The sequence below is a fragment of the Saccharospirillum sp. ABV4_185 genome, from assembly GCF_056159245.1.
In genome coordinates, this window is record NZ_JBSWUW010000001.1 from 2,196,130 (window position 1) to 2,209,949 (window position 13,820).

General features: G+C 56.9%; 15 protein-coding genes. 5 read left to right on the top strand and 10 right to left on the bottom strand.

Annotation, left to right across the window (positions count from 1 at the left end; genetic code table 11):
* Positions 1-55 precede the first annotated feature (55 nt).
* The 4 genes from ACXAE6_RS10245 to ACXAE6_RS10260 all read right to left on the bottom strand — a co-directional run bounded on the left by ACXAE6_RS10245 (position 56) and on the right by ACXAE6_RS10260 (position 3,481).
* A complete protein-coding gene (locus ACXAE6_RS10245) occupies positions 56-250 on the bottom strand; it encodes a DUF3185 family protein (RefSeq protein ID WP_392804528.1) in 195 nt (64 codons plus the stop codon).
* An 81-nt stretch (positions 251-331) separates the two neighbouring features.
* Positions 332-1,171 (bottom strand): carbohydrate ABC transporter permease, encoded by an 840-nt coding sequence (locus tag ACXAE6_RS10250; RefSeq protein WP_475147179.1) that lies wholly within the window; start codon positions 1,169-1,171, stop codon positions 332-334.
* Positions 1,172-1,199: 28 nt separating this feature from the next.
* Complete coding sequence (locus ACXAE6_RS10255) at positions 1,200-2,114, bottom strand: carbohydrate ABC transporter permease (RefSeq protein ID WP_392804522.1); 915 nt, start codon at positions 2,112-2,114, stop codon at positions 1,200-1,202.
* A gap of 113 nt (positions 2,115-2,227) precedes the next feature.
* Entirely contained in the window at positions 2,228-3,481 is a 1,254-nt protein-coding gene (locus ACXAE6_RS10260) for an ABC transporter substrate-binding protein (protein ID WP_475147181.1), read from the bottom strand.
* Positions 3,482-3,797: 316 nt separating this feature from the next.
* On the opposite strand from ACXAE6_RS10260, the gene ACXAE6_RS10265 reads away from it, so the two are divergent.
* From ACXAE6_RS10265 to ACXAE6_RS10280, 4 genes are read left to right on the top strand one after another with little or no spacing between them, the layout of a single operon-like run.
* Entirely contained in the window at positions 3,798-5,042 is a 1,245-nt protein-coding gene (locus ACXAE6_RS10265) for an ABC transporter substrate-binding protein (RefSeq protein WP_475147183.1), read from the top strand.
* Positions 5,042-5,767, top strand: a complete 726-nt coding sequence (locus ACXAE6_RS10270) for a response regulator (RefSeq protein WP_475147186.1) — start codon at positions 5,042-5,044, stop codon at positions 5,765-5,767. The genes ACXAE6_RS10265 and ACXAE6_RS10270 overlap by 1 nt, the downstream gene beginning before the upstream one ends.
* Positions 5,754-7,214, top strand: coding sequence for an ATP-binding protein (locus ACXAE6_RS10275; RefSeq protein WP_392804510.1), 1,461 nt, complete (start codon positions 5,754-5,756; stop codon positions 7,212-7,214). The genes ACXAE6_RS10270 and ACXAE6_RS10275 overlap by 14 nt, the downstream gene beginning before the upstream one ends.
* A gap of 50 nt (positions 7,215-7,264) precedes the next feature.
* Positions 7,265-7,702, top strand: coding sequence for a nucleoside deaminase (locus ACXAE6_RS10280; protein WP_475147188.1), 438 nt, complete (start codon positions 7,265-7,267; stop codon positions 7,700-7,702).
* Positions 7,703-7,717: 15 nt separating this feature from the next.
* Here the strand turns inward: ACXAE6_RS10280 and ACXAE6_RS10285 are convergent, their stop codons facing one another.
* The 6 genes from ACXAE6_RS10285 to ACXAE6_RS10310 all read right to left on the bottom strand — a co-directional run bounded on the left by ACXAE6_RS10285 (position 7,718) and on the right by ACXAE6_RS10310 (position 12,859).
* Positions 7,718-8,545, bottom strand: a complete 828-nt coding sequence (locus ACXAE6_RS10285) for a phytanoyl-CoA dioxygenase family protein (RefSeq protein ID WP_475147191.1) — start codon at positions 8,543-8,545, stop codon at positions 7,718-7,720.
* Between the two features lie 55 nt (positions 8,546-8,600).
* Positions 8,601-9,257 carry a glutathione S-transferase family protein gene (locus ACXAE6_RS10290; protein ID WP_475147193.1) on the bottom strand — a complete coding sequence of 219 codons (657 nt, stop codon included), beginning with the start codon at positions 9,255-9,257 and terminating at the stop codon, positions 8,601-8,603.
* Positions 9,254-9,628 carry an MmcQ/YjbR family DNA-binding protein gene (locus tag ACXAE6_RS10295; RefSeq protein ID WP_475147197.1) on the bottom strand — a complete coding sequence of 125 codons (375 nt, stop codon included), beginning with the start codon at positions 9,626-9,628 and terminating at the stop codon, positions 9,254-9,256. The genes ACXAE6_RS10290 and ACXAE6_RS10295 overlap by 4 nt, the downstream gene beginning before the upstream one ends.
* Positions 9,629-9,662: 34 nt before the next feature.
* Complete coding sequence (gene dxs, locus ACXAE6_RS10300) at positions 9,663-11,543, bottom strand: 1-deoxy-D-xylulose-5-phosphate synthase (RefSeq protein WP_475147201.1); 1,881 nt, start codon at positions 11,541-11,543, stop codon at positions 9,663-9,665.
* A 192-nt stretch (positions 11,544-11,735) separates the two neighbouring features.
* The gene (locus ACXAE6_RS10305; RefSeq protein WP_475147205.1) at positions 11,736-12,620 is read right to left on the bottom strand and encodes a polyprenyl synthetase family protein; all 885 of its coding nucleotides are present in this window, start codon (positions 12,618-12,620) and stop codon (positions 11,736-11,738) included.
* 5 nt (positions 12,621-12,625) lie between these two features.
* Positions 12,626-12,859: an exodeoxyribonuclease VII small subunit gene (locus ACXAE6_RS10310; protein ID WP_392804489.1), complete on the bottom strand. Its 234-nt coding sequence runs from the start codon at positions 12,857-12,859 to the stop codon at positions 12,626-12,628.
* Positions 12,860-13,056: 197 nt separating this feature from the next.
* Here ACXAE6_RS10310 and pomA point away from each other — a divergent pair, with 197 nt between their 5' ends.
* Entirely contained in the window at positions 13,057-13,809 is a 753-nt protein-coding gene (gene pomA, locus ACXAE6_RS10315; RefSeq protein WP_475147212.1) for a flagellar motor protein PomA, read from the top strand.
* Positions 13,810-13,820: the final 11 nt, after the last annotated feature.

Sequence of the window (13,820 nt, forward strand, 5' to 3'; positions counted from 1 at the left end):
AGCGTGCTTCGCATCCGGTGTGGAGCGCGGATGATAACAGGCCAGAGGCCGCCGGTCAGGCTTTACGCATCACCATAAAGAAACCGACCACGAACAACACCGCGCCGGCTGCGTAACGGATCATCACCTGAGTATTTTCGCCGCCCAGGGCATCGGTGACGACGCCGGAAACTGAATGCGACATATCGTAGCCCCACCACAGGCAACCTGCGCCAAGTACCACCAAAACCAGTCCAATCAACTTCTTCATCGTACAACTCCTTGCGTGAGTGAAGCCTTGATTCTAATCATACTTGAGCACCGTTTGCCTACCGATGGCTTCACGCTTTGCTTATTTGACCGCTCCGGATGTGAGTCCGCGAATCAGGTGTTGCGACAGGAAGGCGTACAACACCAACACCGGCAACACCGCCAACGACAAAGCACTGAGTACCGAATTCCAGTCGGTCGCGTACTGACCGATAAACTGCTGCACACCCAACTGAATGGTCTGGGTGTTGGGCCCGGGTGCCAGAATCAGCGGGAACCACAGATCGTTCCAGATCGGCACCATGGTAAAGATGGCGACGGTGGCAACTGCGGGTCGAATCAGCGGCAGAATAAGCTGAAAAAACAGCCGGTATTCACTGCAGCCTTCACAACGCGCCGCCTCTTTTAACTCTTCGGGCACCTGACCGACAAATTCGGTCAAAATCAAAATCGCCAGCGGCAGTCCCTGAGCGGTATAGACCAGAATCAAGGCCAAGTGAGTGTTGACCAGATTCAGCCCCACCATGATCTCCAGAATGCTCACCGTACCGAGCCGAATCGGCACCATAATGCCCATGGCCAGGAACAGCGCCAGCAATCGGTTGCCGCGAAAACGGTACTCGGACAACGCCCAGGCTGCCATGGCGCCAAACAGCATGACGAGAAACAGCGGCACCAGTGTGACCAGCAAACTGTTGCCAAAAAACAATATGAAATTCGACTCTTCCAGCACCTTGGCATAGCCGTCGAGGCTGAACGAATCCGGGCCGGGCAACGCCAGCGGATCCATAAAGATGGCGCGCCGGGATTTAAATGAATTAATGATCACCAACAGGATAGGAAAGAGGGCGATCAGGGAGTAACCCAGCAAGATCAGATGCACCCATGCCTTGCTGCTGAGACGGTATGACGGTCCGTTCATCGGGATCGATTCCTCGGCTTGATAAAAGTCATAATTGATAGCGCGTCAGACGGCGCTGAATGACAAAGAAATACAGCATGACGCCCACCAGAATGACCAGGAACATCATGGTGGCGACGGTGGCGCCCATGGTGGCGCTGCCAATTTGCGACTGATAACCGAAGAAGGTTCGATAGAAAAAAGTACCGAGAATATCGGTGGAAAAATTCGGTCCGGCCAGCGCGCCCTTGACCGCATAAATCAGCTCGAACGCATTGAAGTTGCCGACAAAGGTGAGGATGGTGACCAAGCCCAGGGTCGGTAAAATCAGCGGCACGCGAATGCGCCAGAAGGTACGCCAGGGTGAGGCACCATCGACCCGGGCGGCTTCGATTAAATCGTCAGGAATGGACAGCAGAGCGGCGTAGATCAGCATCATTGGAATGCCGATAAACTGCCACACTGAAATCAGCGCCAGGGTAATGAGTGCACTGCCTTCACGACCCAGCCAGGCGTCGAATAAAAAGTCCAGGCCGAAGAATGCCAGGAAGCCTTCGGAGACACCCCAGAGCGGACTCAAAATCAGCTGCCAGATAAAGCCGATAATCACCACCGACAACAGAGTCGGTAAAAAAATCAGCGTGCGATAAGTGCGCGCACCGCGCAGATCTTTCATGCTCAGCAGCGCCGCCAGCATTAATCCGATGGGGTTCTGCACCAGCATATGAATAATGAAAAATTTGGTGTTATTCCACAGCGCATTCCAGAACGGGCCGGACCAGTTCGGATCGCGCAGCAGGGTGACAAAGTTGCTCAGGCCGGTGAAGGATCGGACCCCGTCGGTGCTGTCGGTAAACAGACTCAGACGCAGAGTGTCGAACAACGGATAGGCGCTGAACAGGGTATAAATCAGCACGGCCGGCGCCAGAAAAAACAACAGGTGCCAGGGGAAAGCGCGTTTCATCTTGGATCCTCGGCAGAACCAGTGGCCGGGGCAGTTCGCCCCGGCGGAATAAAAAAGGAGAGGCTGGAGCCTCTCAAAGAGCCGCGTTAAGGAGCCGGCTCATCAGCCCATTATCAGTTGGACTGAGGTTCGTACCATTGCGCGAAACCGTCCTGAATTTGCTCGGCGGCGTCTTCCGGAGACAGCGTGCCGTTGAGCACCTGGCTGGAAGTGACCCACAGTTCCTGTTCCATATTCGGCGTGCCCCGGTTCATCACCTGAGCGTTCAGACGAATGGTGGATTCGCAGTCATTGCGCCAGGAAATCATTTCCGCAGCAACCGGGTCCTGGACTTCGACATCGTGGTTGGACAGAGAGAAGAAGCCAGTCACTTCGTTGGTGAACAGATCGGCAAAGTCGGCACTGGCAACCCAGTCGAGGAAGGTGCGCGCAGCCTCGGCGTTATCGCTGGCCGGGTTGATGCCGATGCCCATATCGGTGTGGTCGGAGATGTAGCAGGTGTCACCACTGTCTGCGACCGGTGGTTTGAAGGCGCCGAATTCGAAGATCGCCTGGCTGTTGAAATAGGAAATATCCCAGGAGCCGGTCGGGTAGATGGCGGCGCGGCCCAGCGCGAACAGGTTCTGCGAATCGCCATAGGTTTGGGCTTCATAGCCGCGACCCATGTAGTCACCCCAACTGGCCATTTCTTCCCAGACGGCAACGAATTCGTCGTCGGTGAATTTGGCATCGCCCGACAGCAGTGCCATCCGGCCTTCTTCACCTTTCCAGTAATTCGGACCGATGTTGGTGAAGACGATCTGGTTGGCTTCCCACTGATCGTTAGTGCCCAGTGCCAGCGGCGTGTAGCTGGAGTCGTCTTTGATGGTCTCCATGACAGCGAAGAACTCATCGCGGGTTTGCGGAACCTCAAGATCCAACTCGTCGAAGATGGCCTTGTTGTAGAAGAAACCATGAATCACCGACGCCATCGGCAGACAGAAGGTGGTTTCACCGTCGTCGGTGCTCCAGGCGCGCTTGGCGAAATCCTGGTAATTATCCAGCGCATCCAAACCGTTCAAGGGTTCCAGATAACCCTGATTAAACAGACTCAGCGACTGGTCAAAAGGACGACAAGTAATGAGATCACCCGCGGTGCCAGCCTGCAGACGGGCGTTGATGGACGAATCGTATTCGGTTGGCGCGGTGGCATTGAAGCGCACTTCGATGTCCGGATGTTCGGCATTGAACGCCGGGATCAGAATGTCCTCCCACAGATCTTTATCGTCCACACGCCAGCTTTCGATGGTCAGGGTTTGCGCCTGAGCACCCAGGCTCAGGGTTGCGGCCAGAGTGACGCCGGCCACACAGCTTTTAAAGTTAGGCATTTCGATTCTCTCGCTATCGTTATTGTTCAGGTCGGTGTTTGCGAAATAACCAAACCGACCGACCGGGCCACTCTAGGAGGCTTGGCAACCTGACTGTGAATCCCGTCTAAGTGAGCATGATAGATTGCTGACAGGCAGGCGATGAGCGGTTCAATCGCCAGCTGGCGCTGACCTTGGGCGGGCTTGGATGGCTTACCAAAACTTGCTGGCAAGAAATCCCGCAACAGCGGTAAGACAGCACTAAGATTTAGTAATACTTTGAAGGGTTTTGCTGGGTTAGGATGGCTGCACCTGCGTTGTACAGCCTGATCAGTCCATGTTTCGTATCATAACCTGCTGCCTTCTTTTTGCGTTGTTACCGCCGCCTCTGGTTGCTGCGGCGCAAAACCCGACGCTGGAAGTCCTGCATTGGTGGACCTCGGCCGGTGAAGTGGAAGCCGCCGAAGTGCTCAAGCAAGGTTTGGCCGAGCGCGGTGTGAGCTGGCAGGACTATCCGGTACCTGGCGGCGGTGGCGATTCGGCCATGGCGGTGCTCAAAGCGCGGGTGATTAATGGTTCTCCACCCGGGGCGGCGCAAATTATCGGGCCCAATATTCAATACTGGACCGGGTTGGGGTTTCTACAGCCGTTGTCCAACCCATCCCTGGCTGCCGATGGTCTGTTTTATCCGGTGGTGGACGATCTGATTCGTGTCGATCAGGACGTCGTCGCCGTGCCGCTGTCAATTCATCGCATCAATTGGATGTGGTTGAATCCGGCGGTTTTCGAACGCCTGGAACTGCCCTTACCCACCACCTGGAGTCAACTGTTGCGAGCGGCGCCGCGACTGCGCGAGGCCGGGGTGGTGCCCTTGGCACACGGCAATCAGCCCTGGCAAAACGCGACCCTGTTTGAGGTGTTGTTGCTCAGCGAAGCCGGTCCGGAATTTTATCAGCGTTATTTTGTCGAACAGGACCCAGCGGTGCTTGAAGACGCCCGGGTGGTGGCCACGTTCGAGCGTTTGCGGCAACTGAAAAGCCTGATGGATCCGGCCATGATCAACCGCAGTTGGCAGGACGCCAGTCGTATGGTGGCCGACGGTGATGCCGCCGCTCAGATTATGGGTGACTGGGTGAAAGGTGCCTTCACCGCCTGGGGCTTGCACGCCGGTGAGGATTATCTGTGTCTGGCGGTGCCCGGCACCAACGAGCAGCATCTGTACAGCATTGATACCTTTGTGCAGTTTCGCGACAACCCCAGCCCGATTTCCTTTCAGCCTTTTATCGAAACCCTGCTGGCACCGCAGGTGCAGCGTGAATTCAGTCTGGCCAAGGGCACCATTCCGGTTCGCCGTGATCTGACCATGGCGGGCTTTGATGATTGTTCGCGCGCCTCTCATCATGTCTTTAACCAGGCGGCGGCTGAGCATCGTCTGGCGCCGTCGATGGCGCATTCGATGGCGACGTCGCCGGAAACTGAAGATGCGGTTTTTGAAATCGTGCATCGTTTTTTTATTGATGACAGCGTCAGCCCTCAGGCGGCTACTGCCCAGCTGGCGCAATCGTTAAGAGCCCTGAAATAATGAAAGCAAAACGCATCGTTGTCGTCGATGACGACTATAAAATTCGTGAGCTGCTGAAAACTTATCTGGAAAAAAATAATTACCAGGTGGAGGTCGCCGGCGATGGTGAATCTTTTCTGACCTTGTTTCGCCAGGCGCAGGATATCTCTCTGATTGTGCTCGATATCATGTTGCCCGGTCAGGATGGCTTCAGCGTCTGCCAGAAAGTGCGGGCAGTATCCGATGTGCCGATCATCATGTTGACCGCCAATGCCGAGGAAACCGATCGGGTTGTCGGTCTGGAAATGGGCGCCGATGATTACATCGCCAAGCCGTTCAGTCCGCGCGAATTATTGGCGCGCATCAAAGCCATTCACCGGCGTTATGAACCGGTGCAAAGCAGTTCCGAAGACGGCGGCCGTTACTATCGTTTTCGCGGCCATCTGCTCGATGGTCTGGAGCGCACCCTGACACTCGCTGGCAGCGCCCCGGAAAGTATCAGCGGTGCCGACTTTCAATTGCTGAAACTGTTTCTCGATCATGCTGGCGAGGTGCTGTCGCGCTCCTATCTGATGAAGGCGACGCGCGGTCGTGATCTGGGGCCGCTGGATCGTTATCTGGATGTGCAGATCAGCCGTTTGCGTACCCGGCTGTGGTCGGACAATGACAGCCAGTTAATCAAGACGGTACGCGGCCAGGGTTATGTGTTTACCGCCGATGTGGAACGCCTGCATGCGCCCGATTAATGCCTGGCTGCCGCGTTCGCTGTTTGCGCGTCTGTTGCTGGTGATGTTGACCGGCATCAGCCTGGCGCAATTGATTACCAGCCTGATCTGGGCCAGCCAGGTGCGCAGCGACAGCCAGGCGCGCATTACCGAAAATGCTCAATACATGGCGGTGTCGCTGGCGGCGACCATTCGTTATTTCCAGGCGTTGCCGGATAACGTTCGACCCATCGTTATAGAACAGCAGCGCGAAGTGGGCGGCAGTCGGTTATTTATCAGCGTGAACCAAGCGCGTCTGCCGGTGGAGCCGGAGGTCAATGATCCGCTCAAGGCGCCCTTGCTCGATGCCATTCAGACTCAACTGAAAGCGGAAATTGATCAGCCGGTGCAATTGGCGCTGGCCATGCCCGGCTCGGTGCGACTCTATGACGAACGCGTGCCCATCGCGGAAATTCCGGTGCGCTGGATTCGTCAATCGCTGGTGCTTGAACCAGACCCGGCGCCCATTGTTGTCGCCCAGGTTCCACTCGACAACGGCCATTGGTTGTATCTGGCGACACTGATGCCCGATCCCTACATTCTCGATCGCGACCGTGGCCTGGCGCCGGAGCGTTGGTGGTCACTGGGCGCCACTCTGGTCGTTGTTGGTGTGCTGTGTTTTCTGTTTGTGCGCTGGCAGACACGACCGCTGCGCCGCCTGGCTGAGGCCGCCGATGCTTTTGGTCGCGGCGTTGAAGAACCCCCGGTGTCGGCTTCGGGCATGCGCGAACTCGACGCCACAGCCGAAGCTTTCGAGGCCATGAAGTTACGCATTCAACGTTATCTGGATGATCGTGAACGACTCTTTGCTGCTATTTCCCACGACTTGCGCACGCCGATTACGCGCTTGCGTTTGCAGGCTGAATTGATCGACGACGAGCCGTTGCGGTTGTCGCTGGATGAAGATCTCGAAGAGCTGGAAATGATGGTTAAGGGCGCACTGCAAACGGTGCGCGATACCGATATTCATGAAGATCCAAGACCGGTCGATCTCGGCGCGTTGTTGTTGAAAATTGCCGGCGAACGTCGGGTGGCAGCGCAGGCAGTGTCGGTCACGGTGTCGGATTCGGTCGATTACGTTGGCAAGCCATTGGCGCTCAAACGCGGCCTGACCAACCTGATCGATAACGCCATCCAGTATGGCGATCGTGCCGAGGTCAGTCTGGCGGTGGTCGGCGACAGCGTGGAAATTCGTATCCGCGATCACGGCCCGGGTTTACCCGCAGACGACCTGGCTAAACTGTTCAAACCCTACAGCCGGCTGGAGCACGGTCGCGCCCGCAATGCCGGTGGCATGGGTCTGGGGTTGGGCATTGCTCAGAGCATTGTGCACGCCCACGGCGGTGAGCTGTTGCTGGCCAATCATCCGGGTGGAGGTTTGTCGGTGCGGGTGCGACTGCCGTTGATCTATGCCGTGCGACGGCTGTGAAAAAGCGCTAACGTTCAAGACTGTGAATGCATCACTGAGGGCAAGATGGCATGGATAAATTTCTGCAAGCGGCGATCGACGAAGCCCAGCTGGGATTGAGCGAAGGCGGAATTCCCATCGGTTCGGTCTTGGTCCATCGCGGACGTATTATCGGCCGTGGTCACAACCGTCGGGTGCAAAATGGCAGCACGGTGTTGCACGGAGAAATGGATGCGCTGGAAAATGCCGGTCGCCTGCCGGCCTCGGTTTACCAGGAGTCGGTGTTGTACACCACCCTGTCACCCTGTTCGATGTGCAGCGGCGCTATTTTGTTGTATGGCATTCCGCGCGTGGTGATTGGTGAGAACCAGACCTTTATGGGCGAAGAAGGTTTGCTGCGCGAGCGCGGTGTCAGTGTTGAGGTGGTACAAAATGCCGACTGCATCGCCATGATGGAAGGCTTTATTGCCGATCAACCACAGCTGTGGAATGAAGACATCGGCGAGTAATCCCCGCCGCCTGTCTCACATGAAAAAGTTACCCAGGGTGGGGCGTTGCAACCAGTTTTCCGCCGCATAGGGCAGGGCGCCATCGACCAGATGAAAGGTCAATGCCAATCGCGATTTTGTTGAACGATTAGCGGCACTGTAGTGCGGCAAATGGCCGTGAAATACCAGTAAATCACCCGCTTTCACTGGCATGGCGGTGCCGCTTTCGGTCGGCCAGGGCGTGTCATCCAGTGCCACCATGGTCAATTCGTCACCGTGACGATGATAACGTTCGCGCAGCGGACCTTTGTGTCCGCCCGGGTCCAGCCACAGGCAGCCGTTTTCCAGCGTCGCATCTTCGAGCGCAAACCAATAGGTCAGCACACTGCTCGGTTCGGTGTAGAAAAAGCTGGCGTCCTGATGCCACACCACTTCACCACCGATGCGTGGTTGTTTGAAGATCACCATGGTCTGATAGAGACTGGGCTGTTGCTGGCCCAGATCCCGCGCTATGTCACCAAAGACGTTACGCTGTGCCAGTTGGCGATAAACATCATCCAGATCGTGCAAGGCATGACCGATTTTGTTGATGCTCTGGGCGCGTGGTTGCGTCAGTTCACCGGCATTATTGAAGGCGGCTTCTTCAAAAAAACAACGAATGGTTTCGGCGGAACCGAGAAAGAAATCCTGGTTGATCTGGGCGCGATCGGTGGTGGAAAAACGATGACTGGGATCAAGCTCCGCCTGATCAATTAATTCATAGGCGCGGTCGATCAGGGTTTTACGATCGATTGCGCTGAGCTGCTGTGGTAACAGCACATAGCCGTCGCGATCAAAAGCCTGGCGTTGGTCGGCACTGAGCATGGCGTGTCTCTTTAATGATGCACTCGAGCGTGCGAGTGGTTAATTGCACATTAGATCAAGTGTCGGCGATTTCCGCGCCATCAATGGTTTCGCTTTCTGCGCGCGCTGCGTTCAGCCATTGTTGCATCGAGTCCAGGCGGTTTAATTCATCCATCCATTGGCTGACGACCTTGGGCACTGCAATGCCGTAAGTAGCAAAGCGTGAGGCGATGGGCGCATAGAACGCATCGGCAATGGAAAACTTGCCGAGTAGAAAAGGGCCGCCGGACTTGTCCAATAACTCACTGAGCAGTTCATTGAGTCGGTCAATATCCTTTTGGGTGGCGGCGTCGGGTTTAAAGCCTTGCACCTTGCGGCGACAGTTCATTGGCATGTTGGCGCGCACGGCACCAAAACCGGCGTGCATTTCAGCGACGACCGAGCGACCCAGGGCGCGTAAGTTTGGTTGGCTAGGCCAACCCTGGCCGTCGAGAAAACGCTCGTTAATGGTTTCAGCGATGGCCAGCGAATCCCAGACAATCAGGCCGTCAAGGTCGAGTACCGGCACTTTTTTACTGGGTGAATACTGGGCCAGCAAAGCATCGGTATTGGTTTCGAACAGGGGAATGCGAACTTCTTTAAAACGGATACGAAATTGCTTCAGCAGCAACCAGGCGCGTAACGACCAGGATGAATAATTTTTGTTGCCAATGATCAGGGTCAGATTATTCATTCCTTGTCTCCATCTTGACTGAGTCGAGCCTGAACGGCTTTGGGTAATTTGCTTTTAACCAGATCATAAGAATCATCGATCCAGCTTTGCACCAGTTCCGTGTCGAGCCCGGCTTCGAGATCGATGGTGTTCCAGTGTTTTTTATTCATATGGTAGCCCGGCGTGACCGCGTTGAAGGTGGCGCGGATGATCAGCGCCTGTTGCGGATCGCACTTCAGGTTAATGGCCAGCGGTGAACGGTCGGTCATCAACAACGCAAACATTTTTCCAGCGACTTTATAAACCAGTGCCTGAGGCCCAAAAGGCGTTTCTTCTGTGGTACCCGGTTTGGCGCCCAGACGCTCGCGCCAGAGTTCGATAGCGTCGTTCATTAGACCTCCATTTCCTGCCTCCGGGGCGGATCAATCAGCGCCAGCGTTGTTCGATAGCAGCGCGGATACCTTCGGCATCAAGGCCGGCTTCGTGCAGCATTTCAGCCGGTTTGGCGTGGTCGATAAATCGATCCGGTAAGCCCAGTTGCAATACCTCGACGCTCAGACCGGCGTCGTGCAGACATTCACAAACGGCCGAACCGGCACCGCCCATGACGGCGTTTTCTTCCACTGTCACCAGTCGGCTGTGGCTGCGGGCGACGGCCAGAACGCGGTCGCGATCCAGCGGTTTGATGAAGCGCATGTTGATCAGGGTTGCATCCAATGCCTCGGCAACCTGCTGTGCCGGTGTGACCAGACTGCCGAACGCCAGGATGGCCAGATCGGCACCCTCGCGTAGCACTTCGGCCTGGCCGATGGGCAGATCATCCAGGCTTTCGTCGATGGCTGCGCCCGGGCCAGTGCCGCGTGGATAACGCACGGCCGCCGGGCCAGGGTGACGATAACCGGTGCTCAGCATGCGTCGGCATTCCGCTTCGTCTTTGGGCGCCATAATCACCAGATTGGGCACACAGCGCAGGAAACTCAGATCGAAACTGCCAGCGTGGGTGGGGCCGTCTTCGCCCACCAGGCCGGCACGATCAATGGCGAACAGCACATCCAGATTCTGGATGGCGACGTCGTGGATCAGTTGGTCGTAAGCGCGCTGCAGGAAGGTTGAATAGATGGCAACCACCGGTTTGGCACTGTCGCAGGCGAGGCCTGCTGCCAGGGTAACGGCGTGTTGCTCGGCAATGGCAACGTCGATATAGCGTTGCGGAAAACGTTCTGAAAACTGCACCAGATCGGAACCTTCACGCATGGCCGGGGTAATACCGACCAGGCGCTCGTCGGCGGCGGCCATATCACACAGCCATTGACCGAAGACGGCGGAATATTTGATGCCAGCCGGTGCGCTGCTGGCGGATTTCGGTTCGGATTTTTCCAGCTTGGTGATGGCGTGATATTTGATCGGTTCGTTTTCCGCCGGGGTAAAGCCTTTGCCTTTTTGCGTGGCGACGTGCAGAAATTGCGGGCCTTTGAAGGTGCGTAAATTACGCAGTGTCTGTACCAGACCGACAACGTCGTGGCCATCCACCGGGCCGACGTAATTAAAGCCCATTTCTTCGAACAGGGTGGCCGGTGACACCATGCCCTTGACGTGCTCTTCGGCGCGGCGGGCAAACTCCAGAACCGGCGGCAGGTTCTGCAACACCTTCTTGGAATTTTCGCGCAGGTGCGAATAGGTTTTGGATGAAAACACGCGTGCAAAAGCCGTGGACAGCGCGCCGACGTTTTCCGAAATCGACATATCGTTATCGTTCAGAATCACCAGCAGGTTGGCGCCATCGTGACCGGCATGATTCAGGGCTTCGAAGGCCATGCCGGCGGTCAGGGCGCCGTCGCCGATAACGGCAACGCTTTGGCGGCTTTCACCCAGCAGTCGGTCGCTGATGGCCATGCCCAAAGCGGCGGAGATCGAGGTGCTGGAATGGCCGACACCGAAGGTGTCGTAGTCGCTTTCCCCGCGCTTGGGAAAGGCAGCCAAGCCGTCAGCCTGGCGCATGGAGTTCATGCGCTCACGACGGCCGGTGAGAATTTTGTGGGGATAGGCCTGATGACCAACATCCCAAACCAGTCTTTCGTCAGGCGTCTGGTAGACGTAGTGCAGCGCTATGGTCAGCTCGACCACACCCAGGCCAGCGCCAAAATGGCCACCGGTCTGGCCCACGCTGTAGAGCAGGAATTCGCGCAGCTCATCGGCCAGCACCGGTAATTCAGCCAGGCTGAGTCGGCGCAGATCTGCAGGCAGGTCAATGCGATCGAGCAGTGGCGTACTGGGCCGTTGTTGGGGGATGCGAGTAAATACCTTCATGAATGCTTAGTGATCCTGCCTGAGCCAAAGATGGCGATCCGCGGCGCGCGCCGAGGATGGTGTAACGGATGAAGTAGGACCCAGCCTAAGGCTTTGACTGGTCCGCTGAAAACCACCTCTTCGGTGGCGGCGCACAGTTTACCGGAAAGCTTTCGGCGACCCCAGCGGCAATCAATCGGATATTGAACGGTGTCAATGATTGCGACTGAGCAGCCAGTCGGCCAGCCAGTGCAGGGGAGCTTCAGGTGGCAGCGACAATTCGGTCAGGGCGGCGTGCGCCAGATCGGTCTGCAACTTGGCATGATGGCGTGCCTTGTCCAGCCCGAGCAGGCTGACGTAGGTCGATTTGCCGCGTGCCGCGTCGCTGCCCTGGGGTTTGCCCAGAGTGGCGGTGTCGGCGGTGACGTCGAGGATGTCGTCGGTGATCTGGAAGGCCAGGCCCAAGGCAGCGCCATAGCGGCCGAGGCTGTCGAGGGTGCCCTCAGTTGCCTGAGTGCACAGTGCGCCCAGTTCGATGGCGGTTTCGATCAAAGCACCGGTTTTCAGCCGATGGACGCCAGCCAATTGCGACAGTTCCAGCGCTTGCCCTTCGGCCAGCAGGTCCTGCATCTGGCCGCCGACCATGCCGGTCTGGCCGCTGCTGTGCGCCAGGCGTTGAATCATGGTCAGACGAATACCCGGATCGACATCCGGCTGTGCGCTGAGGTGCTCAAAAGCCAGGCTTTGCAAGGCGTCACCGGCGAGGATGGCGGTGGCTTCGTCGAAGGCGCGGTGGTTGGTTGGGCGGCCGCGACGCAGGTCGTCGTCATCCATGGCCGGCAGATCATCGTGAATCAGGCTGTAGGCGTGGATCATTTCCACGGCCGCCGCCGGTGCCAGCCAGCGATCGCTGTGATCGCCCAGGCTGACCGCTGTGGCGCGCACCAGTAAGGGTCGCAAGCGCTTGCCGCCACCGAGCACTGAGTAACGCATGGCCTCGGTCAGGCGCGGCGCCGTGGTGTCGCTCAATAGCTGCTCAAGATGGTTTTCGAGTTGTTCGCGGGTGGCCTGTTGAAAGGCGCTAAGATCGGTGGGCACAGTGGTCAATCTTCATCGCTTAACGGCTCGAGCCGTTCGGCACCCTCGTCACCGAGCAATACCTGGACTTTTTGTTCGGCCTGATCCAGTGCTGACTGGCAATCGCGGGTCAGGCGGATACCTTGCTCGAAAGTCTTCATGGCATCGTCGAGTGACAGTTCACCGGATTCAAGGCGCTCCACCAGTTGTTCCAGCGCTTGCATCTGGCTTTCGAAATCGGCTTGTTTGGCGTCGCTCATGGGGGCTTCCTGCGGACAGTTGGGCGCAAAGGTAACGGCGCCGGCAAAAGGAATCAACTATTGCCAGCTGCGGCCGATACTCTGGATACCCGTACCAGCATGCGTCTGATGGCCGCGTAAAGACAGCGGACCCAGCGCAGTTGCTGCTAGAATACATCGTCGGGTTTGCAAACCGGATTGCTGGGGAAGGTAACACTGTGGATTTAGCTTCTATTATTGGCCTGTTTGGCGCTTTTGCCATGGTCGCCATGGCGATGCTGTTGAACGGCAGTGTCGGTATGTACGTCAACGTGCCCTCTATTTTGATTGTGGTGGTTGGCTCCATTTTCGTGGCCATGTCGAAACTCACCCTGGATAAATTCCTGGGTGTCGGTGGCATTATTGGCAAGGCGTTTTCATTCAAGATCGTCCAGCCGGAAGACCTGATCGATGAGGTTGTTGAGCTGGCCGATGCCGCTCGTAAAGGTGGTCTGCTGTCGTTAGAAGGTCGTGAAACCAGTAACGAATTTCTCGCCAAGGGCATTCAGTTGTTGGTCGATGGTCACGACCCCGATGTGGTGCGCCAGCTGATGACTCGCGATATGAAAATGACCACCGAACGCCATCTGGCCGGTGGTTATTTCTTCTCCTACATCGGCGATGTCGCCCCGGCCATGGGCATGATCGGTACGCTGATCGGTCTGGTGGCGATGCTCGCCAATATGGATGACCCCAAATCCATCGGCCCGGCGATGGCGGTGGCCTTGCTGACAACGCTCTATGGCTCCTTTATGGCAACCGCCTTTGCGTTGCCGATCAAGGATAAACTCAAGTTGCGCGCCGAAGAGGAAGAGCGCATTCAGCGGATGGTCATTGACGGCCTGCTGTCCATTCAGGGCGGTCAAAACCCCCGTATTATTGAGTCCATGTTGAAGAGCTATCTGCCTGCGACCAAGCGTGGCGTCGATTAAGGCGGTATCAG

Coding starts and splice junctions, on each gene's coding strand:
- ACXAE6_RS10245 (WP_392804528.1), bottom strand. CDS start 250: ATGAAGAAGTTGATTGGACTGGTTTTGGTGGTACTTGGCGCAGGTTGC.
- ACXAE6_RS10250 (WP_475147179.1), bottom strand. CDS start 1,171: ATGAACGGACCGTCATACCGTCTCAGCAGCAAGGCATGGGTGCATCTG.
- ACXAE6_RS10255 (WP_392804522.1), bottom strand. CDS start 2,114: ATGAAACGCGCTTTCCCCTGGCACCTGTTGTTTTTTCTGGCGCCGGCC.
- ACXAE6_RS10260 (WP_475147181.1), bottom strand. CDS start 3,481: ATGCCTAACTTTAAAAGCTGTGTGGCCGGCGTCACTCTGGCCGCAACC.
- ACXAE6_RS10265 (WP_475147183.1), top strand. CDS start 3,798: ATGTTTCGTATCATAACCTGCTGCCTTCTTTTTGCGTTGTTACCGCCG.
- ACXAE6_RS10270 (WP_475147186.1), top strand. CDS start 5,042: ATGAAAGCAAAACGCATCGTTGTCGTCGATGACGACTATAAAATTCGT.
- ACXAE6_RS10275 (WP_392804510.1), top strand. CDS start 5,754: ATGCGCCCGATTAATGCCTGGCTGCCGCGTTCGCTGTTTGCGCGTCTG.
- ACXAE6_RS10280 (WP_475147188.1), top strand. CDS start 7,265: ATGGATAAATTTCTGCAAGCGGCGATCGACGAAGCCCAGCTGGGATTG.
- ACXAE6_RS10285 (WP_475147191.1), bottom strand. CDS start 8,545: ATGCTCAGTGCCGACCAACGCCAGGCTTTTGATCGCGACGGCTATGTG.
- ACXAE6_RS10290 (WP_475147193.1), bottom strand. CDS start 9,257: ATGAATAATCTGACCCTGATCATTGGCAACAAAAATTATTCATCCTGG.
- ACXAE6_RS10295 (WP_475147197.1), bottom strand. CDS start 9,628: ATGAACGACGCTATCGAACTCTGGCGCGAGCGTCTGGGCGCCAAACCG.
- dxs (WP_475147201.1), bottom strand. CDS start 11,543: ATGAAGGTATTTACTCGCATCCCCCAACAACGGCCCAGTACGCCACTG.
- ACXAE6_RS10310 (WP_392804489.1), bottom strand. CDS start 12,859: ATGAGCGACGCCAAACAAGCCGATTTCGAAAGCCAGATGCAAGCGCTG.